The sequence below is a fragment of the Mycobacterium sp. NGS22 genome (genome assembly GCF_059813095.1).
Genome location: NZ_JCALDY010000007.1, coordinates 159,501 through 185,214 on the forward strand (window position 1 = coordinate 159,501; position 25,714 = coordinate 185,214).

General features: G+C 66.1%; 25 protein-coding genes and 1 tRNA gene. 14 read left to right on the forward strand and 12 right to left on the reverse strand.

The window, feature by feature from the left end; genetic code table 11:
• Position 1: 1 nt before the first annotated feature.
• Together purB and AC5Y47_RS09035 are read right to left on the reverse strand one after the other, a co-directional pair.
• Positions 2 to 1,420 carry an adenylosuccinate lyase gene (gene purB, locus AC5Y47_RS09030; protein WP_499943580.1) on the reverse strand — a complete coding sequence of 473 codons (1,419 nt, stop codon included), beginning with the start codon at positions 1,418 to 1,420 and terminating at the stop codon, positions 2 to 4.
• 84 nt (positions 1,421 to 1,504) lie between these two features.
• A complete protein-coding gene (locus AC5Y47_RS09035; protein ID WP_499943581.1) occupies positions 1,505 to 2,164 on the reverse strand; it encodes a TetR/AcrR family transcriptional regulator in 660 nt (219 codons plus the stop codon).
• A 55-nt stretch (positions 2,165 to 2,219) separates the two neighbouring features.
• On the opposite strand from AC5Y47_RS09035, the gene AC5Y47_RS09040 reads away from it, so the two are divergent.
• The 3 genes from AC5Y47_RS09040 to AC5Y47_RS09050 all read left to right on the forward strand — a co-directional run bounded on the left by AC5Y47_RS09040 (position 2,220) and on the right by AC5Y47_RS09050 (position 6,526).
• Positions 2,220 to 3,131 carry an alpha/beta hydrolase-fold protein gene (locus AC5Y47_RS09040; RefSeq protein WP_499943582.1) on the forward strand — a complete coding sequence of 304 codons (912 nt, stop codon included), beginning with the start codon at positions 2,220 to 2,222 and terminating at the stop codon, positions 3,129 to 3,131.
• 106 nt (positions 3,132 to 3,237) lie between these two features.
• The gene (locus tag AC5Y47_RS09045) at positions 3,238 to 4,821 is read left to right on the forward strand and encodes a gamma-glutamyltransferase family protein (protein WP_499943583.1); all 1,584 of its coding nucleotides are present in this window, start codon (positions 3,238 to 3,240) and stop codon (positions 4,819 to 4,821) included.
• 223 nt (positions 4,822 to 5,044) lie between these two features.
• The gene (locus AC5Y47_RS09050; RefSeq protein ID WP_499943684.1) at positions 5,045 to 6,526 is read left to right on the forward strand and encodes a serine/threonine-protein kinase; all 1,482 of its coding nucleotides are present in this window, start codon (positions 5,045 to 5,047) and stop codon (positions 6,524 to 6,526) included.
• Between the two features lie 5 nt (positions 6,527 to 6,531).
• Here AC5Y47_RS09050 and purD read toward each other — a convergent pair whose 3' ends face one another.
• The 5 genes from purD to AC5Y47_RS09075 form a co-directional block, all read right to left on the reverse strand.
• Positions 6,532 to 7,800, reverse strand: coding sequence for a phosphoribosylamine--glycine ligase (purD, locus tag AC5Y47_RS09055; RefSeq protein WP_499943584.1), 1,269 nt, complete (start codon positions 7,798 to 7,800; stop codon positions 6,532 to 6,534).
• Between the two features lie 117 nt (positions 7,801 to 7,917).
• Positions 7,918 to 8,355: a carboxymuconolactone decarboxylase family protein gene (locus AC5Y47_RS09060; RefSeq protein ID WP_499943585.1), complete on the reverse strand. Its 438-nt coding sequence runs from the start codon at positions 8,353 to 8,355 to the stop codon at positions 7,918 to 7,920.
• Complete coding sequence (locus AC5Y47_RS09065; protein ID WP_499943586.1) at positions 8,355 to 9,209, reverse strand: NAD(P)-dependent oxidoreductase; 855 nt, start codon at positions 9,207 to 9,209, stop codon at positions 8,355 to 8,357. The genes AC5Y47_RS09060 and AC5Y47_RS09065 overlap by 1 nt, the downstream gene beginning before the upstream one ends.
• On the reverse strand, positions 9,206 to 9,958 hold the full coding sequence (locus AC5Y47_RS09070; protein WP_499943587.1) for an SDR family oxidoreductase: 753 nt from the start codon (positions 9,956 to 9,958) through the stop codon (positions 9,206 to 9,208). The genes AC5Y47_RS09065 and AC5Y47_RS09070 overlap by 4 nt, the downstream gene beginning before the upstream one ends.
• A gap of 11 nt (positions 9,959 to 9,969) precedes the next feature.
• Positions 9,970 to 11,439: an aldehyde dehydrogenase gene (locus AC5Y47_RS09075; RefSeq protein WP_499943588.1), complete on the reverse strand. Its 1,470-nt coding sequence runs from the start codon at positions 11,437 to 11,439 to the stop codon at positions 9,970 to 9,972.
• A 191-nt stretch (positions 11,440 to 11,630) separates the two neighbouring features.
• On the opposite strand from AC5Y47_RS09075, the gene AC5Y47_RS09080 reads away from it, so the two are divergent.
• The 8 genes from AC5Y47_RS09080 to AC5Y47_RS09115 all read left to right on the forward strand — a co-directional run bounded on the left by AC5Y47_RS09080 (position 11,631) and on the right by AC5Y47_RS09115 (position 18,123).
• Entirely contained in the window at positions 11,631 to 12,257 is a 627-nt protein-coding gene (locus AC5Y47_RS09080) for a TetR/AcrR family transcriptional regulator (RefSeq protein WP_499943589.1), read from the forward strand.
• Positions 12,254 to 13,471 carry a cytochrome P450 gene (locus tag AC5Y47_RS09085; RefSeq protein WP_499943590.1) on the forward strand — a complete coding sequence of 406 codons (1,218 nt, stop codon included), beginning with the start codon at positions 12,254 to 12,256 and terminating at the stop codon, positions 13,469 to 13,471. The genes AC5Y47_RS09080 and AC5Y47_RS09085 overlap by 4 nt, the downstream gene beginning before the upstream one ends.
• A gap of 10 nt (positions 13,472 to 13,481) precedes the next feature.
• Positions 13,482 to 14,306, forward strand: a complete 825-nt coding sequence (locus AC5Y47_RS09090) for an SDR family oxidoreductase (protein WP_499943591.1) — start codon at positions 13,482 to 13,484, stop codon at positions 14,304 to 14,306.
• Entirely contained in the window at positions 14,303 to 15,661 is a 1,359-nt protein-coding gene (gene cyp51 / locus AC5Y47_RS09095) for a lanosterol 14-alpha demethylase (RefSeq protein WP_499943592.1), read from the forward strand. Before AC5Y47_RS09090 ends, cyp51 begins: the two co-directional genes overlap by 4 nt.
• 5 nt (positions 15,662 to 15,666) lie before the next feature.
• Complete coding sequence (locus tag AC5Y47_RS09100; RefSeq protein ID WP_499943593.1) at positions 15,667 to 15,873, forward strand: ferredoxin; 207 nt, start codon at positions 15,667 to 15,669, stop codon at positions 15,871 to 15,873.
• A gap of 2 nt (positions 15,874 to 15,875) precedes the next feature.
• Positions 15,876 to 16,421 (forward strand): nuclear transport factor 2-like protein, encoded by a 546-nt coding sequence (locus AC5Y47_RS09105; RefSeq protein WP_499943594.1) that lies wholly within the window; start codon positions 15,876 to 15,878, stop codon positions 16,419 to 16,421.
• 150 nt (positions 16,422 to 16,571) lie between these two features.
• Positions 16,572 to 17,699 (forward strand): NDMA-dependent alcohol dehydrogenase, encoded by a 1,128-nt coding sequence (locus AC5Y47_RS09110; RefSeq protein ID WP_499943595.1) that lies wholly within the window; start codon positions 16,572 to 16,574, stop codon positions 17,697 to 17,699.
• Positions 17,700 to 17,706: 7 nt separating this feature from the next.
• Positions 17,707 to 18,123: a ketosteroid isomerase family protein gene (locus tag AC5Y47_RS09115; protein ID WP_499943596.1), complete on the forward strand. Its 417-nt coding sequence runs from the start codon at positions 17,707 to 17,709 to the stop codon at positions 18,121 to 18,123.
• A gap of 96 nt (positions 18,124 to 18,219) precedes the next feature.
• Here the strand turns inward: AC5Y47_RS09115 and AC5Y47_RS09120 are convergent, their stop codons facing one another.
• On the reverse strand, positions 18,220 to 19,665 hold the full coding sequence (locus AC5Y47_RS09120; protein WP_499943597.1) for a hypothetical protein: 1,446 nt from the start codon (positions 19,663 to 19,665) through the stop codon (positions 18,220 to 18,222).
• A gap of 340 nt (positions 19,666 to 20,005) precedes the next feature.
• Here AC5Y47_RS09120 and AC5Y47_RS09125 point away from each other — a divergent pair, with 340 nt between their 5' ends.
• Entirely contained in the window at positions 20,006 to 20,416 is a 411-nt protein-coding gene (locus AC5Y47_RS09125; protein WP_499943598.1) for an HIT family protein, read from the forward strand.
• A 270-nt stretch (positions 20,417 to 20,686) separates the two neighbouring features.
• Here AC5Y47_RS09125 and AC5Y47_RS09130 read toward each other — a convergent pair whose 3' ends face one another.
• Together AC5Y47_RS09130 and AC5Y47_RS09135 are read right to left on the reverse strand one after the other, a co-directional pair.
• Positions 20,687 to 22,135, reverse strand: a complete 1,449-nt coding sequence (locus tag AC5Y47_RS09130; protein WP_499943599.1) for a sensor histidine kinase — start codon at positions 22,133 to 22,135, stop codon at positions 20,687 to 20,689.
• Positions 22,136 to 22,137: 2 nt separating this feature from the next.
• On the reverse strand, positions 22,138 to 22,863 hold the full coding sequence (locus AC5Y47_RS09135) for a response regulator transcription factor (RefSeq protein WP_499943600.1): 726 nt from the start codon (positions 22,861 to 22,863) through the stop codon (positions 22,138 to 22,140).
• Between the two features lie 136 nt (positions 22,864 to 22,999).
• Between AC5Y47_RS09135 and AC5Y47_RS09140 the strand changes: the two genes are divergently transcribed.
• Positions 23,000 to 23,719: a hypothetical protein gene (locus tag AC5Y47_RS09140; protein WP_499943601.1), complete on the forward strand. Its 720-nt coding sequence runs from the start codon at positions 23,000 to 23,002 to the stop codon at positions 23,717 to 23,719.
• Positions 23,720 to 23,738: 19 nt separating this feature from the next.
• Positions 23,739 to 23,813: transfer RNA gene (locus tag AC5Y47_RS09145), tRNA-Thr, on the forward strand.
• A 73-nt stretch (positions 23,814 to 23,886) separates the two neighbouring features.
• Here the strand turns inward: AC5Y47_RS09145 and AC5Y47_RS09150 are convergent.
• Positions 23,887 to 25,071, reverse strand: coding sequence for a tyrosine-type recombinase/integrase (locus AC5Y47_RS09150; RefSeq protein WP_499943602.1), 1,185 nt, complete (start codon positions 25,069 to 25,071; stop codon positions 23,887 to 23,889).
• A gap of 4 nt (positions 25,072 to 25,075) precedes the next feature.
• Complete coding sequence (locus AC5Y47_RS09155) at positions 25,076 to 25,591, reverse strand: hypothetical protein (RefSeq protein WP_499943603.1); 516 nt, start codon at positions 25,589 to 25,591, stop codon at positions 25,076 to 25,078.
• Positions 25,592 to 25,714: the final 123 nt, after the last annotated feature.

A 25,714-nucleotide genomic window follows, 5' to 3' on the forward strand; every position in this document is an offset into this window, starting at 1 on the left:
GTCACAAGATCGCCGCGGGCGTGTACTTGGCCGCCTCCGGATAGCGCTCGACGAGTTTCTCGACCAGCGCTACGACCTCGTCCACTTGGTCCCCGGCGGCACCGACGAATGCCTTCCTGTCGGCCAGCGCGGCGTCCAGCGCGGCCCGGTCCAGCGGCAGCCGGGGGTCGGCGGCCAGTCGGTCCAGCAGGTCGGGCTCAGCGCCCCGTTCGCGCATGGCCAGCGCGGTGGCGACCGCATGCTCGCGGATCACGTGATGCGCGACTTCGCGTCCCACGCCCGCGCGCACCGCCGCGATCAACACCTTGGTGGTCGCCAGGAACGGTAGGTAGCGGTCCAGCTCGCGCTGGATCACCGCGGGATAGGCACCGAACTCGTCGAGCACCGTCAGGAACGTCTCGATCTGGCCGTCGATCGCAAAGAAGCTGTCCGGCAACGCAACCCGGCGCACCACCGAACAGAACACATCACCCTCGTTCCACTGCGCACCGGACAGCTCGGCGGCCATCGACGCGTAGCCGCGCAACACCACCTGTAGGCCGTTGACCCGTTCGCAGCTACGGGTGTTCATCTTGTGCGGCATCGCCGACGAGCCGACCTGTCCCTCGGCGAACCCCTCGGTGACCAACTCGTGGCCGGCCATCAGCCGGATGGTGTGCGCCAGCGACGACGGTCCGGCGCCCAACTGCACCAGCGCGGAGACCACGTCGTGGTCCAGCGAACGCGGATACACCTGCCCGACACTGTCGAAAACCGTTGAGAAGCCGAGGAATTCGGTGATCGAGCGTTCCAACTCGGACAGCTTGGCGCCATCCCCGTCGAGCAGGTCGAGCATGTCCTGGGAGGTGCCCATCGGGCCCTTGATGCCGCGCAACGGGTAACGGTCGATCAACTCGCGCAACCGGGTCAACGCGATCAGCGTCTCCTGCGCGGCCGAGGCGAACCGCTTGCCCAACGTGGTGGCCTGCGCGGCGACGTTGTGGCTGCGCCCGGCCATCACCAGGTCGCGATAGGTCACGGCGCGCTCGGCCAACCGCGCCACCACCGCGACCCCGTGCGCGAAGACCACTTCCAACGAGCGCCTGATCTGCAGTTGCTCCACGTTCTCGGTCAGGTCGCGGCTGGTCATTCCCTTGTGCACGTGCTCGTGACCGGCCAGTGCATTGAACTCCTCGATGCGGGCCTTGACGTCGTGCCGCAACACCCGCTCCCGTGCCGCGATCGAAGCCAGGTCCACATCGTCGAGCACCCGCTCGTAATCGGCGATCGCCTCGGCCGGCACCGGCACCCCGAGTTCGGCCTGCGCCCGGACCACGGCCAACCACAGCCGCCGTTCCGCAGTCACCTTGGCCTCGGGCGACCAGATCGCCACCATCTCGGCGCTGGCGTACCGCGCGGCCAGCACATTCGGAATGCTCACAGACAGCTAGCTTACGGTCGCGCGCGACTCCGTACGTTCGCTCGGGTCGCCGCACGTCGCTCTCAGCGGGCGGCGACCCGGAAGCTACATCGTCACGCCGTCGGTGGCCGCGGGCGCGCTGATGATCCGTATCTGTGGTTGATCGACTGGTGCGAGCACATCGATCAGATCGATCACCGTCGCCAACGCCGCCGCCCTCGGGTCACGGCCCTCGACCAGCGCCGACACCACCGAACCGTCGACCGCGCAGATCAGCGTGCACACGAGTTCGATCTGAACCGACCGGCCTGATCTTTCGATGGCCTCGGCGACCGCCTCCGCCCGTTGCCGCAGGCTGCGGCGCATGCTCTCCCGCAGAGCGGGCAGCCGGGTACAGGCGATGTGCCGTTCATATCGGGATATCAGTTGCTCGGCGAGTCCTGGTCCGGACACGTCCCCCACAAGCAGATCGACCAGCACCTCGGCGGTGGTCTCAGGCCCCCGACGCCGCCGCGACAGGCCGTTGACCCTGGCCCGCAGCTGCGCCACCTCGATCATCCCGATGTGTTCGACCGCGCGGGCGATCAAATCGTCGAGTGACGAGAAGTAATACGTGGTAGACGCCAAGGGCAGACCGGCCCGGCGGGCAACTGCCCGGTGCCGTACCGCTTCGAACCCGCCCTCGCCGAGCAGCTCGGCGGCAGCGCTCACCAGCGCGTACCGCCTACGTTCTCCTTTTGGAGTAACTGCTGCTGTCACGCCCACCCATGCTGCCAGTCAAAGTGGTACAGCATTGCCATTTTCGCCAAACGGACATGGCATGATGGCCCGCATGCCTGACATCAGTCGCCGCACCGTACTGGGCCTCGGTGCCAGCGCGGCATGCGGTGCGGTCGGCGCATATGCGCTCGACGTGCTGTTTGCGGCACGCACGTCCGACGCCGCCCCTATGCCCCGAACTGGCACAAACGTTCCATTGGCTCCGACACGGCCGCTGGATCCGGCACCCGCCGGACAGGTGGCGCCGACGATGGTGACCGGCTCGTTCAATTCGGCCGCGCGCGGCGGGATATCCACCAACTGGGCCATCGCGCGTCCGCCCGGCCAGACCAAGCCGCTTCGTCCCGTCATCGCGCTGCACGGCAAGGGCAACGACGCGGCCACCGTGATGGCCGGCGGCGTCGAGCAGGGTCTGGCCCAGGCCGTCAACGCGGGATTGCCGCCATTCGCGGTGGTCGCGGTCGACGGCGGCGGTGGCTATTGGCACAAGCGGGCCTCGGGTGAGGACGCCGGGGCGATGGTGTTGAGCGAGCTGCTTCCGCTGCTGGACGGCCAGGGTCTGGACACCTCGCGGGTGGCGTTTCTGGGGTGGTCCATGGGCGGCTACGGCGCTTTGTTGCTGGGCGGGCGGCTCGGCGCGGGCCGTACCGCGGCGATCTGCGCGGTGAGCCCGGCGCTGTGGACGTCGGCGGGGGCGGCGGCGCCCGGCGCGTTCGACGGGCCGGAGGACTACGCGGCCAACTCGGTCTGGGGGATGCCGGCGCTGGGGTCGATCCCGATCCGGATCGACTGCGGCGACAGCGATCCCTTCTACGGCGCGACCAAGCAGTTCATCGCCCAGCTGCCCAATCCGCCGGCGGGCGGGTTCTCCCCGGGTGGCCACAACGGCGGTTTCTGGAGCTCTCAGCTCCCGGCCGAACTCACCTGGCTGGCTCCGCTGCTCACCGCATAGTGCCGAGCTGGGGGCACCTCCCGCTTGCGGGGAGACGCAAAAGCTCCCTATTCCGGCCGGAAACGGGAGCTTTTGCGTCTTTTCGCGGACGTGCGACGATCCGGGCGTGAGCACATCGTTCGGTTGGGACTTCCCCTACGCCTGGCCACGCATGCCGATATTGGGCGCCAACGTGGTCTGTACGTCGCAACCCCTGGCCGCCCAGGCCGGACTGCGCATGCTCGCCGACGGCGGCAACGCCGTCGACGCGGCCATCGCCACCGCCGTCACGCTCACCGTCGTCGAACCAGTGTCCAACGGCATCGGAGCGGACGCCTTCGCCATCGTCTGGGACGGTAAAGAACTGCACGGCCTCAACGCCTCGGGCCGCTCGCCGGCGGCTTGGACACCGGAATACTTTGCCGGACAACCGGTTCCAGCGATGGGCTGGAACACCGTGACGGTGCCCGGTGCGGTGTCGGCCTGGGCCGGGTTGCACGCCGAGTTCGGCAAGCTGCCATTCGAGCGTCTCTTCGCACCTGCAATCGCCTATGGCCGCAACGGTTTTCCAGTGTCACCGACCGTGGCGTCGCAGTGGGCGGCTCAGGTCCCGGTGTTCGCAACCCAACCCGGATTCGCCCCCGCTTTCATGCCGAATGGACGAGCGCCCAGGCCGGGTGAAGTGGTCACGTTGCGCGATCACGCTGCCACGCTGGAAAAAATCGCCGCGACCAAGGGCGGTGTCTTCTATCGGGGGGAGCTGGCCGACCGGCTCGAAGCGCATTCGGCCACGCACGGCGGCGCGATGCTGGCCACCGATCTGGCCGCCCACCGCGCCGATTGGGTCGGCTTGATCGACGGGGACTACCGCGGGTACACGGTGCACGAGATACCTCCCAACGGCCAGGGCATCGTCGCGCTGATCGCGCTGGGCATCCTCGAACACTTCGACCTGTCGTCGTGGGCCGTCGATTCCGCCGACAGCGTGCATCTGCAGATCGAAGCGCTCAAGCTCGCCTTCGCCGACGCGCAGGCTCATCTCGCCGACATCGACCACATGACGGTGAGCCCGGGCCAGCTGTTGGACCGCCAATACCTCGAAGCCCGGGCTGCCCTGATCGATCCGGCTCGTGCCCTGCCGGCGTCGGCCGGGTCACCTCGGGGCGGCACCGTATATCTGACCGCCGCGGACGCCTCCGGCTTGATGGTGTCGATGATCCAGTCCAACTACATGGGCTTCGGATCCGGAGTAGTGGTGCCGGGCACCGGCATCGCACTGCAGAATCGCGGCTCCGGTTTCGCTGTGGCGCTGGGTCACCCCAACCGGGTCGGTCCGCGTAAGCGGCCCTATCACACCATCATTCCCGCGTTCGTGACCAAAGCCGGCTCGCCAGTGATGAGCTTCGGGGTCATGGGCGGGCCGATGCAGCCGCAAGGTCATGTCCAGGTGATGGTCCGCATCGCCGACTACGGACAGAATCCGCAGGCGGCCTGCGACGGCCCACGGTTCCGGTGGATCCAGGGACTGCAGGTCGCCTGCGAGAAAGGGTTCGCGCCGTCCACCCTCGACGAGTTGCGCCGGCGCGGACACGAGCTGCTGGTCGTCGACGACTACAACGCATTCGGCAGCTGCCAGGCGATCTGGCGACTGGACGAGGGCTATCTCGCCGTGAGCGATCCACGGCGGGACGGGCAAGCCGTCGCCTTCTGACTGGTAACCGAACTTTAAGTATTAGGTATGTTTTGGTTAACAGAAGGTAGCCAGACAGTGAACAGCGCTATACCCTGATCCGTGGGCCTGGTGCTGGAGGGTGCGCCGGGCGGTTACGAACGGTGCGGTGATTGGGTTGATTCAGGTAAGTCCCGGCATCGGGTTGAAGGTCGAAGAAGTGTTCGCCGGATACACGATTGTCCGGTTTCTGGGATCCGGCGGGATGGGCGAAGTCTATCTCGCTCAGCATCCGCGGCTGCCCCGCCTGGAGGCGCTCAAGGTACTGGGCAGCGACGTCTCGGCTGACGAGGACTATCGCCGGCGCTTCGTCCGGGAGGCAGACCTGGCGGCCGCCCTGTGGCATCCGAACATCGTGCGGGTCAACGACCGAGGCGAGTTCAACGGCCAACTCTGGCTGGCGATGGACTTCGTCGACGGAACCGACGCGGCGACCCTGGTCCGCGAGCACTATCCGGTGGGCATGCCCGCCGAGAAGGTGGCGCCGATCCTCACTGCTATCGCCACCGCACTCGACTACGCACATCAGCAGCACGACCTGATGCACCGCGATGTCAGCCCGGCGAACATCCTGCTCGCCGAGCCGGCAGACGGTGACCAACGAATCCTGTTGAGCGATTTCGGGATTGCCCGGGCGCTCGGCGACACCAGCGGCCTGACCGCGACCAACATGACGATCGGCACGCTGCCCTACGCCGCACCCGAACAGCTGACGGACGAAGAGATCGACGGGCGCGCCGATCAATACGCTCTGGCGGCGACCGTCTACCACTTGCTGACCGGATCACAGCTCTTCCCGCACACCAACCCGGCCGTCGTGATCGGGCGCCATCTGTCGGCCCCGCCTCCGCCACTGGCCGATACACACCCGATGCTCAGGGTGTTCGACCCGGTGCTGGCCGTGGCCCTCGCCAAGGACCCTGCCGACCGATTCGCCACCTGCACCGAATTCGCCGAGGCCTTCGAAGAGGCGGTCCGTTCCGGGCGGCACCCGGCAGCCTCGGCGACGACCATGCCCCGACCTCTCGCGGTCCGGCCGCCCAAGAGCGCCGGCTCCGTCGACGCCGACCAACGGCCACGACGCAAACGGTGGGGAACTTTCGCGGCCGCGGCCGCGGTTGTCGCGCTCACCGCCGTCGGCGCCAGCGGATACCCCGGCAGCAGCAAGACCACGGCGGCGGAGGGACCTGCGATGTCGGCGCCGCCGCAACCGATGGTGCAGAACGCGCCACCGATCGCACCGCAAGCGGCACCGATTCCGACTGCGGCGCCCGCCCCGGCTCCCGCGCCTGCGGCCGCCCCGGCTCCCGCGCCTGCGGCCTCCCCGGCCGCGCGAGCGCCCGAGGTTGCCCCGCGGGCGCCCGCGCCGACCCTGGCGACGCCCGCGCCCGCTGCGAAGGCCCCGACGCCGGTCGCGCAACCGGCAGCGCCTGCCCCGCAGCAACCGGCGCCCAGTCCCGACCAGGCCTACCTGAATCTGATGTCGGGGATTCCTGGTGTCACCGTCACCGACCCGTCGGTCGCGGTCGCCACCGGCCGTAACGCCTGCACGGTCCTGCAGAACGGCGCCAGCCCCAACGACGTCGCGAACGCGACCGTGAACGGCAACGAGGGAATCACGCCTTCGCAGGCCGCGGCGGGGGTAAACGCGGCAATCAGCGTGTACTGCCCGCAATATCAGCAGTAGGACGCTCAGACGCTGATCGCGCCTTCGGCGGCCCGCTGGCCGATGTCCGTCCGAAAGTGGCTGCCGGGCAACTTGATCGAACCGAGGATCTGGTACGCCTGCGCGCGGGCCTGTGACAGGTCGGCACCGGTGCCGACCACCGAGAGCACCCGGCCGCCGGACGACACGATCGCACCGTCGTCGCGACGTGCCGTTCCCGCATGCAGCACACCCTCCGCATCCGAGCCGACGACGACGTCCCCGACCCGGGGGCGACCGGGATAGTTCTCCGCGGCCAGCACCACCGTGACGGCCGCACCGTCCCGCCAACGCAGCTCACCGAAGTCGGACAGCTTTCCGCTGCCGGCGGCGTGGAGCAACTGTCCTAGCGGCGAATCCAGTAGTGCCAGCACCGCCTGGGTCTCCGGATCGCCGAAGCGACAGTTGAATTCGACGACCGCGGGACCGTTGGAAGTGATCGCCAGACCGGCATAGAGCAGTCCACTGAACGGGCTGCCACGCCGAACCATCTCGGCCGCAACGGGTTCGACGATCTGGTGGACGATTTCGCGGTAGACGGTGTCGGGCAGCCAGCCCAGCGGTGCATAGGCGCCCATGCCGCCAGTGTTTGGGCCGGTGTCGCCATCGCCGACCCGCTTGAAGTCCTGCGCGGGAAGCAGTGGCACCACGGTCGCACCGTCGACCACGCAGAACAGCGACACCTCGGGTCCGTCCAGGAAGGACTCCAACAAGACCGGATGCCCGGCCTCGAGCAAGGCGGCTGCGTGCGCGCGGGCGGTGTCGCGGTCCGAAGTCACCACCACACCTTTGCCGGCCGCCAACGAATCGTCCTTGACCACCCAGGCCGGGTCGCCGGAAGGCGGCCCGAATCGGTCCAGCGCGCCGTCCAAATGCGATGGATTGTCGACTATTTCACTCGACGCGGTACGCACCCCGGCCGCGGCCATCACATCTTTGGCGAATGCTTTGGAGCCCTCGATCAGGGCGGCACCTTTGCTAGGCCCGAAGCAGGCGATGCCGGCGGCGCGTACCGCGTCGGCCACACCGAGCACCAGAGGGACCTCGGGACCGATGACCACGAGGTCGGCGGCTACCTTGCGGGCCAGCGCGATCACCTCATCGCCGGAGGTGATGTCGACGGCGTGCTGCTCGGCCAGCCGGGCGGTGCCCGCGTTACCGGGCGCCACGATCAGGCCCGTCACCTCGGGATCTCTACTCAGCGCCAGCAATAGGGCATGTTCACGGGCACCGGAACCGATCACCAGGACTCGCACGACACGTCACACTAGCCGCAAGGCCCGCCCCTTGCGCGAGCAGACACAAAAGCCCCCATTTCGTGCCGAAATGAGGGGCTTTTGCGTCTGCTCGGCAACCGGCCGATCAATTGCGCACTAATCGCGCGTGTCCCCCCGATGCATCTTCACCGCGCTGTCGACATTGCCCTTCTTGTCCTCTTCACCACCCTCGGCCGCCGCCTTCCTGCGCTTCCGCACGACGGCGTCGACCGCACCGTTGAGCGCCGAACCCAGCGGGAACCCGAGATAGTGGGTGAGGAACAGCGCCATCTCCTTGAGTTCGGTCTCGGACAGCTCCTCGTTGAGCAGCGCGGCGTTGATCTGGATCTCAGCCAGATCGCGGCTGCCTACCGCGGTCACCGCCGTCAGCGTCATGATGCGCTTGTCGCGCATCGACAATCCCGGCCGGGTCCAGATGGAGCCGAAGAGATGATCGACGGTGAGGTCGAAGTACGCGTCGCCCTCGATGTTGGGCATCTCCCAGCCGTAGACCTCGTTCATCTTGTCCAGGCCCTTGCGGCGCAGCTCGTCCATCACGACTCCTTCGATGTGTGCGGCACGCCAAGGCTCGCGGCCAGTCGTTCGTAGGCGATTCGGGCCAGCGGGAGATCCACCGACACCGCCTCTCCCAATGCCAGCGCCAAGCTCAGGTCTTTCTCGCCGAGGCCCCGGGTGTGCAGGAAGGGCTGGTAGAGGAAATTGTCCGGCTCCAGGTCGTTCATGTCTTCGCGCACCATGATGGCCCCCGGCCCGCCGGTGAGCGCGTCGGTGTGGCGCACCACCCTGCCCAGAGCCTGCAGATCCAGCCCGGCTGCCTCGGCGAGCTTCATGGCCTCGCACGCCGCCGCATAGGAGGTGAACGTCAACATGTTGCGGGCCAACTTCATTCGCGTCCCTGCACCCGGCTCGCCGGCGTGGATGACCACCGACGCCCAATGTTTGAACGCCGGCTTGATCCGCTCGTAGACCTCGCGTTCGGCGCCCACCATCGTGGCCAGCTCGCCCTTGGCCGCGGCAGCCGCACCGCCGCTTACCGGCGCGTCGACGATATGGATGCCTTGGGGTTTGAGTTCAGCGGCCAACTCGGTGGCGGTGCTGTCGCTGATGGTCGAGTGAATCGCGATCACCGTGCCGGGCTTGGCCTTGCCGGCCAACTCGCCGACCACCTCACGCACCTGGGCGTCATTGAGCACGGTGATGTGGATGATGTCGGCGGCGGCGACGTCGGCGACGCTGTCGGCCAGGCCGGCACCCTTCTCGGCCAGCGGCGTCATCGCCTCGGTCCGGATGTCGTAAACCGTCACTCCGCCAGGCCATTCGGTCATCTTCGTGGCCATCGGCGCGCCCATGTTTCCCAGGCCGATGTAGCCGAGCTTGAGTTCGGTCATGGCCGGAAAATCTGTCCGCCGTCGACGTTGAAGATCTGCCCGGTGATCCAGGAAGCCTGGTCGCTCAGCAGGAACAGACACATCCCCACCAAGTCCTCGGGTGTGCCTATGCGGGACAGGGGAAGACCCTTCACGATGTCGTCGACGATCTCCTTGGGCGTGGAAGTCCGGCTGGCCTCGGTGTCGATGGGGCCCGGCGCGATTGCGTTGATCCGGATGTTCTGCCCGCCCAGTTCGCGCGAAAGTTGTTGAGTCAGACCGTTGATGCCGACCTTGGCCAGACCGTAGTAGTTCGCGTACAGGTACGCCGCGGTCGACGACTGGTTGACGATGGCCCCGCCACCGCGCTTGGCCATCTTCTTGTAGACCGCGCGGGTGCACCACAGCGCGCCGTCGAGGTTGACGCTCATGAACTTCCGGTAGTACTCGGGGTCCACCGTGAGCAGGAAGTCGATCTTCATGCCGCCGAAGATCGCGGCGTTGTTCACCAGGTAATCGATGCCACCCAGCTCGGCCAGCGTGCGGTCGGCCATCGCCTTGGCCGACGCCGGGTCCGACACGTCCACCGGGACGCTGATGGCGGTGCCGCCGTCGGCGACGATCTGCTTGGCCACTCCCTCGGCCGCGTCGGCGTTGATGTCAGCCACCACCACCGCCGCACCCTCGCGAGCCAGCGCCTCGGCGTAGGCCTGACCGATGCCGCCACCGGACCCGGTGACGATAGCTACCTTGTTGTCGAACTGTCCCACCCAGATCTCCTCTAATTCGCTGCTGTCGCAATGAGTTTGGTTTCCAGGTACTCCTCGAAACCGGCCAGGCCCATCTCACGGCCGTTGCCGGACTGCTTGTACCCGCCGAACGGCGCGTCCGCGGAGTACCAGACACCGCCGTTGACGTTGATGGTTCCTGCCCTGATCCTCGACGCGACATGAGCGGCCCGCTCGGGGTCGGCACCGTACACGGTGCCGGACAGCCCGTAGGGCGAGTCGTTGGCGATGCGCACCGCGTCGTCGTCGCCGTCGTGGGCGATCACGGTGAGCACCGGCCCGAAGATCTCCTCCCGCGACACACGGGCATCATTGCCCAGACCCGCGATCACGGTCGGTGAGATGAAGAAGCCGACATCCCGGCCTTCGGGACGGCCGCCACCGCACGCGAACGTGCCGCCCTCGGCGACCGCCGAATCCAGATAGCTCTGCACCCGGTCCCGCTGCCGGGCCGAAATCAGCGGCCCGCAAATCGTTTTCGGGTTGGTGGGATCGCCGGCCCGGATGCCGCCCATCGTTGCCGCCGCGATGGCGACCGCCTCGTCGTAACGGGCCCGGGGCACCACCAGGCGGGTGGTGATCGCACAACCCTGCCCGGCATGCATGCACACCGAGAAACCGGCAACCCCGGCGGCCGCCCCCAGGTCGGCGTCGTCGAGCACTACGAAAGCCGACTTGCCACCCAGCTCCAGAAAGACCTTTTTGATCGTCATCGCACCGTCGCTCATCACGCTGCGGCCGGTGGCGGTGGAGCCGGTGAACGAAATCATGTCCACCCGTGGGTCTTTGGCCAACAACGCCCCCACACTGTGGTCGCTGGAGGTGACGATGTTCACCACACCGGGCGGAAAATCGGTGTGTTCGGCGATGAGCTCCCCCAAAACCGCTGCGCACCAAGGTGTATCGGGCGCAGGCTTGAGGACGACGGTGTTGCCCGCGGCCAGGGCGGGACCTAGTTTCGCGAGGTTGATCTGGTGCGGAAAGTTCCACGGCGTGATGGCGCCGACGACACCGACGGCCTCCCGGGCGACGGTGCGCTTGGTGGGGATGCCCATCGGCGCGGCCTGACCGAGGTCCTGGTTCCACTCGTAGGACTCGGCGGTGTCCGCGGCGAACGCCAGGTCGTTGACCGGCCCCTCGAGCTGGGCCATCGAGGTCAGCATGCGCGGCGCGCCGACTTCGGAGATCGTGATCTCGCGCAGTTCTTCGATGTGCTGCTGCATGGCTTCCCGCAGCTGGCGAACGCAACGCACCCGCAACTCGGTGTTGCGCGACCAGTCGGTGTCGTCGAAAGCCCGGCGCGCGGCTTCGATCGCGCGACCCATGTCCTGAGCGTCGGCGTCGGCCGCGAGACCCAACACCTCCTCGGTGGCCGGGTTGACGGTCGGGAAGGTGCCCGCGCCGCCCTCCGATAACTTGCCGTCGATGAACAGTGCGCTAACGCCGTCGGCCAACAGGGCCATCTGCCACTCCCGAGAATCATCTTCAATGGACAGCTGTCCGATATCTTCGCATCGCACCATAGCCCCACGGTCCGCGGCGGTGCAAGACCCGATCCCGCAGGTCAGCTCGCAGTACTCGAACACGTCGGCCTGACATGCGGGTTTGGCCACGGGGCTTGCTTAGGGTCGCGATCATCCTCTAGTTTGGACATGTGTCCAGCGATGCACTGGTTTCGGACGCAGCCCAGGCCCAGCACCCGGCCGGGAGAATGCCGCGGAACCGCCGTCAGGAAGAGACGTTCCGCAAGGTGCTGGCCGCCGGCATGGCCACGATGCGGGAGAACTCCTACGCCGACCTGACGGTGCGTATGGTGGCCGCCCGGGCCAAGGTGGCGCCGGCCACCGCCTACACCTACTTCTCGTCGAAAAACCACCTGATCGCCGAGGTTTACCTGGATCTGGTGCGCAAGGTCCCCTACTTCACCGACGTCAACGACCCGATGCGCGCGCGGGTGGATCAGGCGCTGCGCCATCTGGCGCTGGTGGTCGCCGACGAACCCGAGGTCGGAGCCGCGTGCACGGCCGCCTTGCTCAGCGGCGGCACCGATCCCGCGGTACGCGCAGCCCGCGACCGGATCGGCGCGGAGATCCACCGCCGTATCGCGTCGGCCATCGGGCCGGGCGCCGAAGCCGGAACCGTGGCCGCGCTGCAGATGGCGTTCTTCGGCGCGCTGGTGCAGGCCGGCAGCGGCGAATTCACCTACCACGAGATCGCCGACCGACTGGCCGGCGTCGTGAACCTCATTCTCGCCGGAGCCGAAAAAGGCGGTGCAACATGACAACCCAGGTCGGTGATTCCGAGTTGGTGCTGGATCCTTACGATTACGACTTCCACGAGGACCCGTACCCGTATTACCAGCGGTTGCGCGACCACGCGCCGCTCTACCACAACGAAGAACTCGGCTTCTGGGCCCTGTCGCGGCACAGCGACGTGCACCAGGGTTTCCGCAACAGCACCACGCTGTCCAATCGCGACGGCGTCGCGCTGGATCCCATCTCCCGCGGGCCGCACGCGTCCAAGACGATGTCCTTCCTGGCCATGGACGACCCCGCGCACCTGCGGCTGCGGACCTTGGTGTCAAAAGGCTTCACCCCGCGCCGGATTCGCGAACTCGAGCCCCGCGTCACCGAGCTGGCCGTGCAGCACCTCGACGTCATGCTGGAGAAGGCCGGGTCCGGCACCGTCGACTACGTCGCCGAGTTCGCGGGCAAGCTGCCGATGGACGTGATCTCGGAGCTGATGGGGGTGCCGGAGCCCGACCGGGACCGCATCCGGGCCATGGCAGACGGCGTCATGCACCGCGAGGACGGCGTCAACGACGTTCCGGCGTCTGCGATCGAGGCCTCGATCAACCTGATCGTCTACTACCAGGAGATGATCGCCGAGCGTCGCAAGAAGCTGACCGACGATCTCACCTCGGCGCTGCTGGAAGCCGAGATCGACGGTGACCGGCTCACCGACGAGGAAGTCCTCGGCTTCATGTTCCTGATGGTGATCGCCGGCAACGAGACCACCACCAAACTCCTTGCCAACGCGGCATTCTGGGGGCACAAATGCCCAGACCAGCTGACCCCGGTGTATGCCGATCTGTCCCGCATCCCGTTGTGGGTCGAGGAAACCCTGCGCTACGACACCTCCAGCCAGATCCTGGCGCGCGTGGTCTCCGGACCGCTGGAGCTCTACGGCACCACCGTCCCGGAGAACGATGTGCTGCTGTTGCTGCCCGGCTCGGCGCACCGCGACGAGCGGGTGTTCGACAACCCCGACGACTACCTGATCGGTCGCGAGATCGGCTCCAAGCTACTGAGTTTCGGCAGCGGTGCCCACTTCTGCCTGGGCGCGCACCTGGCCCGGATGGAAGCCCGGGTGGCACTCACCGAGCTGTTCAAGCGAATCCGCGGGTACGAAGTGGACGAAGCCAACGCCGTCCGCGTCCACTCCAGCAATGTCCGCGGGTTCGCCCACCTACCGATGACTCTTCAAACTCACTGAAGGACCTCAGATGCCCCGCTTCGCTCCGCTACCCGAACGCCGGCCGGCCATCGTGGCCGGGGCCTCCTCCGGCATCGGAGAAGCCACCGCCATCGAATTGGCCGCGCATGGCTTTCCCGTCGCTCTGGGGGCGCGTCGCGTCGAGAAGCTCGACGACATCGTCGGCAAGATCAACGCCGACGGCGGTGATGCGGTCGGATTCCACCTGGACGTCACCGACCCGAACTCGGTGAAATCCTTTGTCGCACAGTCTGTCGACGCCCTCGGCGACATCGAGGTGCTGGTAGCCGGTGCCGGCGACACCTATTTCGGCAAGCTCGCCGAGATCACCACCGACGAGTTCGAGTCTCAGCTGCAGATCCATCTGGTCGGCGCAAACCGATTGGCCGCCGCCGTGTTACCCGGCATGCTCGACCGGCAACGCGGCGATCTGATCTTCGTCGGCTCCGACGTCGCGCTGCGCCAGCGACCGCATATGGGTGCCTACGGCGCCGCCAAGGCGGCGCTGGTCGCGATGGTCACCAACTTCCAGATGGAACTCGAAGGCACCGGGGTGCGGGCCTCGATCGTGCACCCCGGCCCGACGAAGACGTCGATGGGCTGGAGCCTGCCCGCCGAGAAAATCGGTCCCGCGCTAGAGGATTGGGCCAAGTGGGGCCAGGCCCGGCATGACTACTTCCTGCGTGCCTCCGACCTGGCGCGCGCCATCACATTCGTCGCCGAGACACCCCGCGGCGGCTTCGTCGCGAACATGGAGCTCCAGCCCGAAGCTCCGTTGGCCGCCACCACAGAACGCCAGAAGCTCGCGCTCGGCGAAGAAGGGATGCCGAAATGACCTCAACCGCAGTGGTGCCCCGGGTTTCCGGCGGTGAAGAAGAGCACGGCCATCTCGAGGAGTTCCGGACCGATCCGATCGGCCTGATGAAGCGCATCCGCGAGGAGTGCGGCGACGTCGGCTGGTTCCAGCTGGTCGACAAACACGTCATCTTCCTGTCCGGGGCGGAGGCCAACGAGTTCTTCTTCCGTTCTGCCGACGAGGATTTGGACCAAGCCGAGGCCTACCCGTTCATGACGCCGATCTTCGGCAAGGGTGTGGTGTTCGACGCCAGCCCGGAGCGGCGCAAGGAGATGCTGCACAACTCCGCGCTGCGCGGTGAGCAGATGAAGGGCCACGCCGCCACCATCGAGCGCCAGGTCAACGGGATGATCGCTGACTGGGGTGACGAGGGTGAGATCGAATTGCTCGATTTCTTCGCCGAATTGACCATCTACACCTCCACGGCGTGCCTGATCGGCGAGAAGTTCCGCAACCAGCTCGACCACCGATTCGCGCAGTATTACCACGACCTCGAGCGTGGCACCGACCCGTTGTGTTACGTCGACCCCTACCTGGACATCGAGAGTTTCCGGCTGCGCGACGAGTCGCGCGTGAAACTCGTTGCGCTGGTTCAGGAGATCATGGACAACCGGCTGGCCAACCCGCCCAAGGACAAGAGCGACCGCGACATGCTCGACGTGCTGGTGTCCATCAAGGACGAGGAGGGTAACCCGCGGTTCTCCGCCGACGAAGTCACCGGCATGTTCATCTCGTTGATGTTCGCCGGGCACCACACCAGTTCCGGGACGTCGGCGTGGACACTGATCGAACTGATCCGGCACGCTGACGCCTACGCGGAGGTGCAAGCCGAGCTCGACGAGCTCTACGCCGACGGCCAAGAAGTCAGTTTCCATGCGCTGCGCTCGATCCCGAAGCTGGACAACGTCGTCAAGGAGACACTGCGGCTGCACCCGCCGCTGATCATCCTGATGCGGGTCGCCCAGGGCGAGTTCGAGGTACAGGGCTTCCCTATCCACAAGGGCGACTTCGTGGCTGCGTCACCTGCGATCAGCAATCGGATTCCCGAAGACTTCCCGGACCCCGATGCTTTCCGGCCGGAGCGCTACAACAAACCCGAGCAGGCCGACATGGCCAACCGGTGGACCTGGATTCCGTTCGGCGCCGGCCGGCACCGCTGCGTCGGCGCCGCGTTCGCCCAGATGCAGATCAAGGCGATCTTCTCGGTTCTGTTGCGCGAGTACGACTTCGAGATGGCTCAGCCCGCCGACAGCTACCGCAACGACCATTCCAAGATGGTGGTTCAGCTGGCCCGGCCGGCCAAGGTCCGCTACCGCAAGCGCACGCGGGGCTGACGCGCATGGGCTCGTTCAGGATCGAAGTCGATCTGGATCTGTGCCAGGGCCATGCCATGTGCGAACTGGAGGCGCCCGACTACTTCCGGGTGCCCAAACGCGGCAAGGTCGAGATCCTCGACGCCGAACCGTCCGACGACGCCCGCGACGAAGTCGAGCGTGCCGTCGAAATGTGCCCTACCCAAGCGATATTCATCAAAGAGAAAGGTTGACAATGGCGTCGCACCCCCGAGAGTTATTGGACGACTGGGTTGAGCGGTGGCTGGAAGCCAACCGGGTGGCCGAGCGTGAAGGCGACTGGAAGGGCTTGGCCGACTTCTACGCCGAGGACGCCACCTACGGCTGGAACATCGGGCCCAAAGAGGACGTGATGTGCGTTGGCATCGACGAGATCCGCGACATCGCACTCGGGCTGGAGATGGAAGGCCTGGAGAACTGGCAGTACCCGTACCAGAAGGTGCTGATCGACGACAAGCAGGGCGAAATCGTCGGCTTCTGGAAACAGGTCGCCCTCGACTCCGACGGCGGCCAGTCCGAGATCTACGGCATCGGCGGCAGCTGGTTCCGGCTCAACGCCGACGCCAAGATCGAATGGCAGCGCGACTTCTTCGACTTCGGCCATGTGCAGGCGCTGTACCTGGATTTGATGAAAGCCGGCAAGTTGTCCCCGGGCATGCAGAAGCGCATCGAGCGCAGCCTGGCCGGTGAGAAGCTGCCCGGGTACTACCCGCTGGGTCAGGCACCCGTCCCGATCTGGTGAGCTCCGTGCTGGGCACCCAACCAAGCATTTGATTTGTTATGGGGGCTATGCTGGCGGTCAGAAGTGCCCTGTGGCACTCGTCACCACCGTGCCAGGCAAGATAGGTGCCGGGCACTCTCAATTCAACGGCGAAATGGGGTCGAATCCATCGTGAAGACAAAAGGCGCACTGATCTGGGAGTTCAACCAGCCCTGGTCCATCGAGGAAATCGAGATCGGCGACCCCGTCAAGGACGAAGTCAAGATCCAGATGGAAGCGGCCGGGATGTGCCATTCCGACCATCACCTGGTGACCGGCGGCATCCCGATGGCCGGATTCCCGGTGCTGGGCGGGCACGAAGGGGCCGGGATCGTCACCGAAGTCGGCCCCGGAGTCGAGGACCTTGCGCCGGGTGACCACGTGGTGCTCTCGTTCATCCCGTCCTGCGGACAGTGTCCGACCTGCCAGGCCGGCATGCGCAACCTGTGCGACCTGGGCGCCGGGCTGCTCGGCGGCGCGGCGGTTTCCGACGGCACCTTCCGCATCCAGGCTCGCGGACAGAACGTCTTCCCGATGACGTTGCTGGGGACGTTCTCGCCGTACATGGTCGTGCACCGCAGCTCGGTGGTGAAGATCGACCCGTCGGTGCCGTTCGAGGTGGCCGCGCTGGTCGGTTGCGGCGTCACCACCGGCTACGGGTCGGCAGTCCGCACCGCCGACATCCGGCCGGGCCAGGACGCCGCGATCGTGGGTGTGGGCGGGGTCGGCATGGCAGCGCTGCAGGGCGCGGTGGCCGCGGGGGCCCGCTACATCTTCGCGATCGACCCGGTGGAGTGGAAGCGTGACCAGGCACTGAAGTTCGGCGCCACCCACGTCTACCCCGACATCAACGCCGCGCTGATGGGCATCGCCGAGGTCACCTACGGCCTGATGGCGCACAAGGTGATCGTGACGGTCGGCGAGCTGCACGGCGCCGACATCGACAACTACCTCAATATCACTGCCAAGGGTGGGACCTGCGTGGCCACCGCCATCGGCAGCCTGCTCGACACCAACGTGACGCTCAACCTGGCGATGCTGACCCTGATGCAGAAGAACCTGCAGGGCACCATCTTCGGCGGCGGCAACCCGCAGTACGACATCCCCCAGCTGCTGGCGATGTACAAGGCCGGCAAGCTGAACCTGGACGACATGGTCACCACCCAGTACCGCCTGGAGCAGATCAACGAGGGCTACCAGGACATGTTGGAGGGCAAGAACATTCGTGGCGTAATCCGCTACACCGACGCCGACCGGTAGGCCCGCGATGACTCAGACCGCGCCATCCCCGGCGCTGGCAGCGTCACAGTCGTCATGGCGCTGTGTGCAAGCACACGACCGCGAAGGCTGGCTGGCGCTGATGGCCGACGACGTCGTCATCGAGGACCCGATCGGCAAGTCCGTGACCAACCCCGACGGCAACGGGGTGCGGGGCAAGGAGGCTGTCGGTGTCTTCTACGACACCAACATCGCGGCCAACAACCTGACCATCACCTGCGAGGAGACGTTCCCGTCCAGCTCACCTGACGAGATCGCCCATATCTTGGTACTGGACAGCAAGTTCGAGGGCGGCGTCACCAGTTCGGTGCGCGGGGTGTTCACCTACCACGTCAACGACGAGGGACTGATCGCCAACATGCGCGGGTACTGGAACCTGGACATGATGAAGTTCGGCCAGGAGTAGCGCCCCGCCCCTTGCGCCCGTCCCTTGCGCGAGCAGACGCAAAAGCCCCCAAAACCGCAGGTTTTTGGGGGCTTTTGCGTCTGCTCGGCCGTGGGACTAGCCGATGCGGCCGATGCCGGTGATGTTGCCCTGCATGATCTTGTTGCCCATCAGCACCATCGACGAGGTTTGAATCGGATCGCTGAGCAAGGTGGCCGACTTGGGTTGCTGGTACACCAGGCTGCCGGTGTTGGGGTCGATGACGGCGTAGGCGAACAGGTCCGCCGGTGTCGTCTGGTCCAGCCCGATACGCGTAATCGTGTAGATCAGGCCGTCTCCGGTGGACAGATGCGGCAACGCGGCGCTGCGAACTTTGCTCTCCCACACCGTATGACAACCCGGACCCGGGTTGTTCATGTCGACTCTGGTCATGCCTCCGACGAACGGCGCCGTCGGGGGAACCGCCGGACCGGCGTTCGGCGGCACCGCCGGATAGGGGTAGCCGTAGGTGCTGGCGATGAACATCGAATTGCCGACACCGATGGGTGAATTCTCGCTACCCGGCCCGCCCTGTGTCAGCACCGTCTGCTGACAAACCAGGTTTCCGGTGCCGGATTGGTAGACCAGCGCATGCACCTGCGGTTCGGCATTGTCGACGATGGTCAGGTAATCGGCGCCGGTGGGACCGAAATAGGTTGGAGTGGAACCGGTTCCCCAACTCAGTTGTCCGGGTTTGCGTGCCGGCCCGCGGTCGTAGTTCTGGCTCCACAGGACCTGGGGGTTGCCGCCACCGTTGAGGTTGATCTCGTAGAGGGCGTGCGTGGTGGCCACCGCAACCCGGTTTTGTGGCGAGGCCGAAATACTGTTCGCCACTTGCTGTCCGGCGGGCAGCTGCAGGCTGGCAACGCCGCCGCCGACCTTCGCGACACCCACCACGCCGTTGCCGGTGGCGAACCAGACGTTGCCCAAATAGTCGGGGACGACACCGACCGAGCTGTCGCCGGACGGTATCGCGCCGGACAGGTCGGTGGACTCGGTGACGACCAGGTGCCAAGCGCCCCGTTCGTCCCTGCTGTGCGCGACGCGAAGGAGATGGTTGGTGCCGTCGATCAGCACCATCTGGTTGTTGTTGTCCAGGTACGCATAGACACCGCCGAGCAGTCCGCCTTTGGCGATGTCCATGCTGGCCAGCGGAATCACTTGCGGCAGAACGCCTCCGGGGTCGATCAGGTGCAGCACCGGAGCCTGCTGGGTGATCGTGGTGCACAGTGCCAGCACCAGGCCGTCGGTGCCCTGCGTGATGGTCGGGCAGGCCGCCAGCAGCGGGAACGCCAAGATCGGGACCAGGCGGGCACCGGGTCCTGGTAGCGGCCCGGCGTCCGCAGATCCCGCGTCGTTGTGCATGGACGCAAGACCGTTGGGTGCCATGTACGGATTAGGCGGCGCCAGCGGCCCGAATGCGTCGGCGGCGCGGGCGGGGGTGATGGCCGGAAGCAGGGAGACAGCCCATGCGGTCAGCACTGCCAGCGCAATTGCCAACAGTTCCTTCGGCCATCGCGCCAAGGTGCCCTCCCGCGGTTTGGGTCACCTGGCAGTGTGGCGACCGTTGAGTACGACACCGCAACGGAGCGTTAACGATTCGGCGTCACGTCAGCCGGCGTCGGGTACGTCCACGCCGGCCGCCCGGACATCCTTCCCCTGGTTTCGTAAGCCAGTCACACGAATCCTGCTCTATATCAACGGTTCGCGAAGCGACGGCCAAGCTTCCCGTCGTCGTTGTCGCGTACACGCTGCCGAAGTTGGCGGCGCGTGCCACCGGTTGACGCGCGCTCCGGGCCCCCTAGTTCCTCAAGATTCCGGATGCCCACGGATGGCGCGTCGACAGCGCACCTATGCTGAGGCAATGGCATCGATCTTCACCAAGATCATCAACCGTGAACTACCCGGCCGCTTCGTCTATGAAGACGACGACGTCGTCGCGTTCCTGACGATCGAACCCATGACCCAAGGGCACACGCTGGTGGTGCCGCGGGAAGAAATAGATCAGTGGCAGAGCGTGGACGGCGCCGCTTTCGCGCGGGTCATGGAGGTGTGCCAGCTGATCGGCAAGGCGGTGACCAAGGCGTTCTCGGCGGAGCGTGCAGGGGTGATCATCGCCGGTCTGGAAGTACCGCACCTGCACGTCCACGTGTTCCCGACTCGCAGCTTGGGTGACTTCGGTTTCGCCAATGTCGATCGCAACCCGTCGGAACAGTCGCTCGACGAAGCGCAAGCGAAGATCAAGGCGGCGCTGGCCCAACTGCAGGGCTCCTAGCCGACCACAGGCGCGTTTGACCGAAAGTCGCCGATGTTGTTGTCGGCGTTAGTTTCTCGTCGGGTCGTAGGGTGTGTACCACCACCAGTCGGCGCGTTCGCCGGTAGGCCCGGGACAGGGTGGGACATCAATGGCATTGCGCTGACCAGCCAACTCCGCGAACTCCTCAAACAGCACATCAATGCGCTTGACCTCGTTCAACGGCTCAGCCGTTGCGGACATGACGTCATCATCGCAGCGCCCACCGACAACTCACGGCGAGCGGCGATCTCACCCCACCGAGGCGCGCACGTCGTCGACTCGGGGCAGGGTGACCCGGAAGCAGCATCCCTCGCCGGGTGCGGTGGTGACCGTGACGGCGCCGTCGTGCGCCCGTACCAGCGAGTCGACGATCGACAGCCCCAGCCCGCTGCCGCCGGTCGCGCGGGCCCGCGACGAGTCGGTGCGATAGAACCGCTCGAAGACGCGCTGCGCATCCTCCTGGCTCATGCCGGGCCCGGTGTCGGCGACCTCGAGCACGGCGTCGTCGCCGACGGTGCCCACCCGCACGGTGATATGAGCGGTCTCGGGCGTGTGCTGGATCGCGTTGGCCACCAGATTGCTCAGCACCTGGCGCAACCGGGGTTCGTCACCGAGCACCTCCGGGGTGCCGGGACCGTCGAGCACCTCCATGGTGATGCTGCGCTCGGGATCGATGGCGCGCCCGTCGTGCACGGCGTCGATGGCCAGCGCCAACAGGTCCACCGGACCCTTTTCCAGCGGACGTTGCACATCCAGGCGGGCCAGCATCAGCAGGTCCTCGACCAGCAATCCCATCCGGCCGGCTTCGCTTTCGATCCGCGCGAGCAACATCGACACGTCGCTGGCGGCACCCTGCCGGTAGAGTTCTGCGAACCCGCGGATCGTGGTCAACGGGGTACGTAACTCGTGGCTGGCGTCGGTGATGAACCGTCGCATCCGCTCCTCGGAACCGCGCGCGGCTTCAGCCGACGTCTCGGAAGCCGCCACAGCCTGCTGAATCTGGGCGAGCATTCCGTTGAGCGCCAACGACAGTCGGCCAACTTCGGTGCGGGGGTCGCGCTCGGTGACGCGACGATCCAGTTGACCCGCCGCGATCGAGGCCGCGGTCTGCTCGACTTCGGTCAACGGTCGCAGGCTCCGGTGCACCACCGCGAAGCCGGCGATCCCGACCACCACCAGCACCGCGGCGCCGATGCCGGCCTGCAGTAGGACCAGCGCGCGGACCGTGTGGTCGACGTCGGACAGGTCGATGGCCACGGTGGTCAGGCCCCCCTGCGGGCCGCGCACCGAGACCGCGCGCCACTCGATGTCGGAGTCGTCGACCGACGGCAACGTCGTCGGATTGGGTCCGACGTCGTTGTCGGGCGGCAACGCCGGTTCGGCATTGCGGTCGTTGATGGCCGTCATGCGCTGCCCGTCGGGTCCGATCGCACGGACGTAGAACTTCGACGGCGGGCGGGCCGGGTCGGGGCTTTCCCCATTGGGCCGGGTGTGTTTCCACGGCGCCTGCGCCCACGTGCGGGTGGCATCGAGCAACGTCGAATCGATCCGGCTGATCAGGCTGTGCCGCAGGATCGACGTGACGGCCACACCAGATGCCAGCAGACCGCACGACACCAGCACCAAGGTCGCCGCAACCAGGCCTACCCGCAACGGCACCGCGCGTCGATACCGTCTTACGGTTTCGGTGCCGGCCACGCTCAGCGCGGCTCCCGCAACACGTAGCCGACGCCCCGCAGGGTGTGCAGCAGTCGCTTCTCGCCGGTGTCGACCTTGCGGCGCAGATAGGACACGTAGGACTCGACGACGTTGACGTCGCCGCCAAAGTCGTAGCGCCACACGTGATCCAGGATCTTCGGTTTGCTCAGCACCGTGCCGGCGTTGATCACGAAGTAACGCAGTAGCGTGAATTCGGTGGGAGACAACGAAACCGGCTCGCCGGCCTTCCACACTTCGTGGGTCTCCTCGTCGAGTTCGATGTCGGCGAACGAAAGCCGGGTTTTGCGTGGCTCATTGGCGCGGCCCTTGCCGGCGCGCCGCAGGATCACCCGCAGCCGGGCAACGACCTCTTCCAGGCTGAACGGCTTGGTCACGTAGTCGTCGCCGCCGAGTGTGAGCCCGGCGATCTTGTCCTGCAACGAGTCTCGCGCCGTCAAGAACAAGGCGGGTGCATCGACGCCGTCGTCGCGCAGTCGCCGCAACAGACCGAAGCCGTCCATGCCCGGCATCATCACGTCGAGGATCAGCGCGTCCGGCTTGGCTTCGCGGGCACGATCCAGCGCTTGGGTCCCGTTGCTCGCGGTGAAAACCTCGAATCCCTGGAATTTCAGACTCACCGAGAGCAATTCGACGATGTTGGCCTCGTCGTCGACGACGAGGATCCGAGCTTCCGGTTGGGTCATCTCGTTCGGGTTGCCCAGTGTCATGGCGTCAGTCTCCCCGCCCTAACTCGTGCGTTTGCTTCGCGGCTCAATGTCGACCGCTAGTAGTCTGCCAGGATCGAGGAAATTGACTCAGACCCGCACGGGATTTCTCGGGCGCGTCGCGAATAGACTCAGCAGAATGAATCTCGCCAAATCCGTCATGGCGCTGGCGACTGCGCCGGCCCGAACCGGCCTGGCCGCCGCCGAGGCGAGCCTGAACCTGGCCGGGGCCGCGGTTGGTCTCGCCAAGCAGGTACTCGGTGACACCACCGGGCCGCGGGGATCCAACGCCATGGCCAACATGCTGGGCATCGACGACGCCCTGGCGCGCGCCAACCGGCTGGCCCGATTGCTTGACGACGACATGCCGCTGGGACGCGCGGTGGCACCCAACGGGCCGATGGACCGAATGCTGCGCCCCGGCGGGGTGGTCGACCTGCTGACGTCGGAGGGAGGCCTGATCGACCGGCTGACCGCCGAGGGCGGTGGGTTGCAACGCGCCCTGCAACCGGGCGGCCTGGCCGACCAGTTGCTGGCCAATGACGGCCTGATCGAGCGGGTTCTGGCCGAGGACGGGTTGGCCGACAAGTTGCTCTCCGAAGGCGGGCTGGTCGACAAGCTGACGGCCAAGAACGGTCCGCTCGAGCAACTGGCCGACGTGGCCGACACCCTGGCCCGACTGGCGCCCGGGATGGAGGCACTGGAACCGGCGATCGCGACCCTGCAGGAAGCCGTCATCTCGCTGACCATGGTGGTCAACCCGCTGAGCACCATCGCCGACCGCATCCCGCTGCCGGGCCGGCGGCCCCGCTCGTCGTCGCGGTCGGTGCGCTCGCAACGCATCGTCAACCCCGACTAGGCTGGCACCGGCTTTGCCGGCCTCCTTAGCTCAGTGGTAGAGCACTCGCCTTGTAAGCGAGCGGTCGTCAGTTCAATCCTGACAGGGGGCTCCATGAGTCGGCGCGTCTGAGCTGCGTAAACACTGCTATGGGACGACCGAAAGACAGTTCGAGGGAGGCCTCGGTGTCACGACCGTGTCACAACCCGCTGCAAAGTGGCTGCGGCCGCTTTCAGCGCGTCGTCCTGAGCGTGCACGTAAGTGCGCATCGTGAACGCCGGGTCGGCGTGCCCGAGCCACGCGGAAATCACGGCGATCGGCACGCCCTGGGCGTGCATGATGCTCGCGCACGAATGGCGCGCGTCATGCAGCCGAATCCGCCGCACCTTGGCTGCTTCACATACCTCGCGCCAGAAATCGGACAGGGTGTCGGGGTGGTATGGGCGGCCGGCGTCGTCGACAACGACCTGTCCCCCATCACCGAGGTAGTGCGGTCCCAGCCGCAGCCGTTCAGATGCCTGAATCGCTTTTGCCCGCTTCAACGATTTCGCCAACGCAGGAGTTAAGGGCAGTGTCCGAGCGGACCGCTCCGTTTTCGGGCTCGTGTCGTGAATCTTGCCGCCGACCGACACCCGGTTGTGCGCGATCGTCAGCGTCCCCGCGTCGCGATTCTCGTCCAGGTGGACATCCGACCACAGCAGTCCACTGATCTCGCCCCGCCGAAGCCCGGCCAGGGCGAGATGCCACGCATGGCCGAGGCGATCGCTCTCGACGTGCTTCAGCAGGCGCCTGACTTCTTTCTCGGTAAAGGTGGTCAACTTGGGCTCCGGTCTCTTCAGCCTCTTCACCAACGCAGCAACATCCCGCGAAAGCGCACCTTGCTTGATTAATCCAGTCAGCACCCGCGAGACCAAGTTCAACATCGGATTAATGGAATTCGCTGTCCATGCCTTCTTGTGGTCGGGGAACGACCCGGACACGAGGTCGGTGACCAGTTGGTCAAGGTGCGCTTTCGTCAACTGCTGCGCCGGCATATCGCCGTGACGAGACCGGAGTGGCTGAAGAGCGTGGGTGTACGCGGCGCGGGTCGTTGGCTCTATATCGTGCATGCCGGCAAGCCACTCACTGCAGGCCTGCTCAAGGGTCAGTGCTGAGCGAGGAACGAACGTGCCATCCAGGACACCTCCGGTCGTCTCGGCCAGGGCATCCCGCGCTTCGCGCTCAGATGCGTAGCGCCGGCGAATCTGCTGACGTCTGCCGTCCGCCGACTTCCCGGAGTCGACTGTAAGTTGGTAACGCACAACGTGTTTCCCCGTGCGGCGGTCGGTCACTTCGATCTTCTTGATCTGGGGGGGAAGCTGTTGACGACTCATCTGCTCACGCTTTCTTCTTTCCTGGGACCGTGGCAGGGAGCAGTCCAGCTTTGCGCGCAAGTCCGATGTAGCGGCCGGCGGTTGCCTCCGATACTCCAAATCGGGAGGTGATTGCCTCCCACGCGTTGCCCGAAACGTTGTCGCGGTACAGCACCGCAACCTCATGCAGCAGTTCGTCGGTGATCTTGCGACGCGACTGCTTGCGATTGGCGCGGTAGATTCCGCGGGCATCCTCCTGGTTGAGCCCAGGCCTATTCGCGAGAATGGCCGTCGCGGCTACCTCGCTCCAGTGTGAGAACTTACTACGCACACTATCTAGATCCTTCGGAAGCACTTCGCGCCCTTGAGGATTCGCCTCGATGTTCACTCCGGTGCAAACGATGGCGCCCATGCGGACGGCGAAACTTATCGTCAGTGCTGGCTGACCAGAGTTAGAACCGCCTGGGTACCGAAGATGGAACTCTGAAGGCAGCAGTACGCCGTTCACGTCGGCGAGCTCCGCAGCGAATTCGTCCCACATCACCCATCCGACGAGGCCACCGTGGCTTGCGTCATGGACTGGTATCCGTGCGAGCGCGGCAACCAATCGGTGCCCCTCTCCATATCAGCAGAAAGCCGAGTAGTGATAGGGACACCATCTCAT

Bases quoted from the DNA above. Each gene is read 5' to 3' on its own strand.
- AC5Y47_RS09060 (WP_499943585.1), bottom strand. From the start codon at position 8,355: ATGGACGAGCTGCGCCGCAAGGGCCTGGACAAGATGAACGAGGTCTAC.
- AC5Y47_RS09115 (WP_499943596.1), top strand. From the start codon at position 17,707: ATGACTCAGACCGCGCCATCCCCGGCGCTGGCAGCGTCACAGTCGTCA.
- AC5Y47_RS09125 (WP_499943598.1), top strand. From the start codon at position 20,006: ATGGCATCGATCTTCACCAAGATCATCAACCGTGAACTACCCGGCCGC.
- AC5Y47_RS09135 (WP_499943600.1), bottom strand. From the start codon at position 22,863: ATGACACTGGGCAACCCGAACGAGATGACCCAACCGGAAGCTCGGATC.
- AC5Y47_RS09050 (WP_499943684.1), top strand. From the start codon at position 5,045: ATGGGCGAAGTCTATCTCGCTCAGCATCCGCGGCTGCCCCGCCTGGAG.
- AC5Y47_RS09100 (WP_499943593.1), top strand. From the start codon at position 15,667: ATGGGCTCGTTCAGGATCGAAGTCGATCTGGATCTGTGCCAGGGCCAT.
- AC5Y47_RS09075 (WP_499943588.1), bottom strand. From the start codon at position 11,439: ATGGCCCTGTTGGCCGACGGCGTTAGCGCACTGTTCATCGACGGCAAG.
- cyp51 (WP_499943592.1), top strand. From the start codon at position 14,303: ATGACCTCAACCGCAGTGGTGCCCCGGGTTTCCGGCGGTGAAGAAGAG.
- AC5Y47_RS09040 (WP_499943582.1), top strand. From the start codon at position 2,220: ATGATGGCCCGCATGCCTGACATCAGTCGCCGCACCGTACTGGGCCTC.
- AC5Y47_RS09105 (WP_499943594.1), top strand. From the start codon at position 15,876: ATGGCGTCGCACCCCCGAGAGTTATTGGACGACTGGGTTGAGCGGTGG.
- AC5Y47_RS09155 (WP_499943603.1), bottom strand. From the start codon at position 25,591: ATGTGGGACGAATTCGCTGCGGAGCTCGCCGACGTGAACGGCGTACTG.
- AC5Y47_RS09085 (WP_499943590.1), top strand. From the start codon at position 12,254: ATGACAACCCAGGTCGGTGATTCCGAGTTGGTGCTGGATCCTTACGAT.
- AC5Y47_RS09065 (WP_499943586.1), bottom strand. From the start codon at position 9,209: ATGACCGAACTCAAGCTCGGCTACATCGGCCTGGGAAACATGGGCGCG.
- AC5Y47_RS09140 (WP_499943601.1), top strand. From the start codon at position 23,000: ATGAATCTCGCCAAATCCGTCATGGCGCTGGCGACTGCGCCGGCCCGA.
- AC5Y47_RS09150 (WP_499943602.1), bottom strand. From the start codon at position 25,071: ATGAGTCGTCAACAGCTTCCCCCCCAGATCAAGAAGATCGAAGTGACC.
- AC5Y47_RS09090 (WP_499943591.1), top strand. From the start codon at position 13,482: ATGCCCCGCTTCGCTCCGCTACCCGAACGCCGGCCGGCCATCGTGGCC.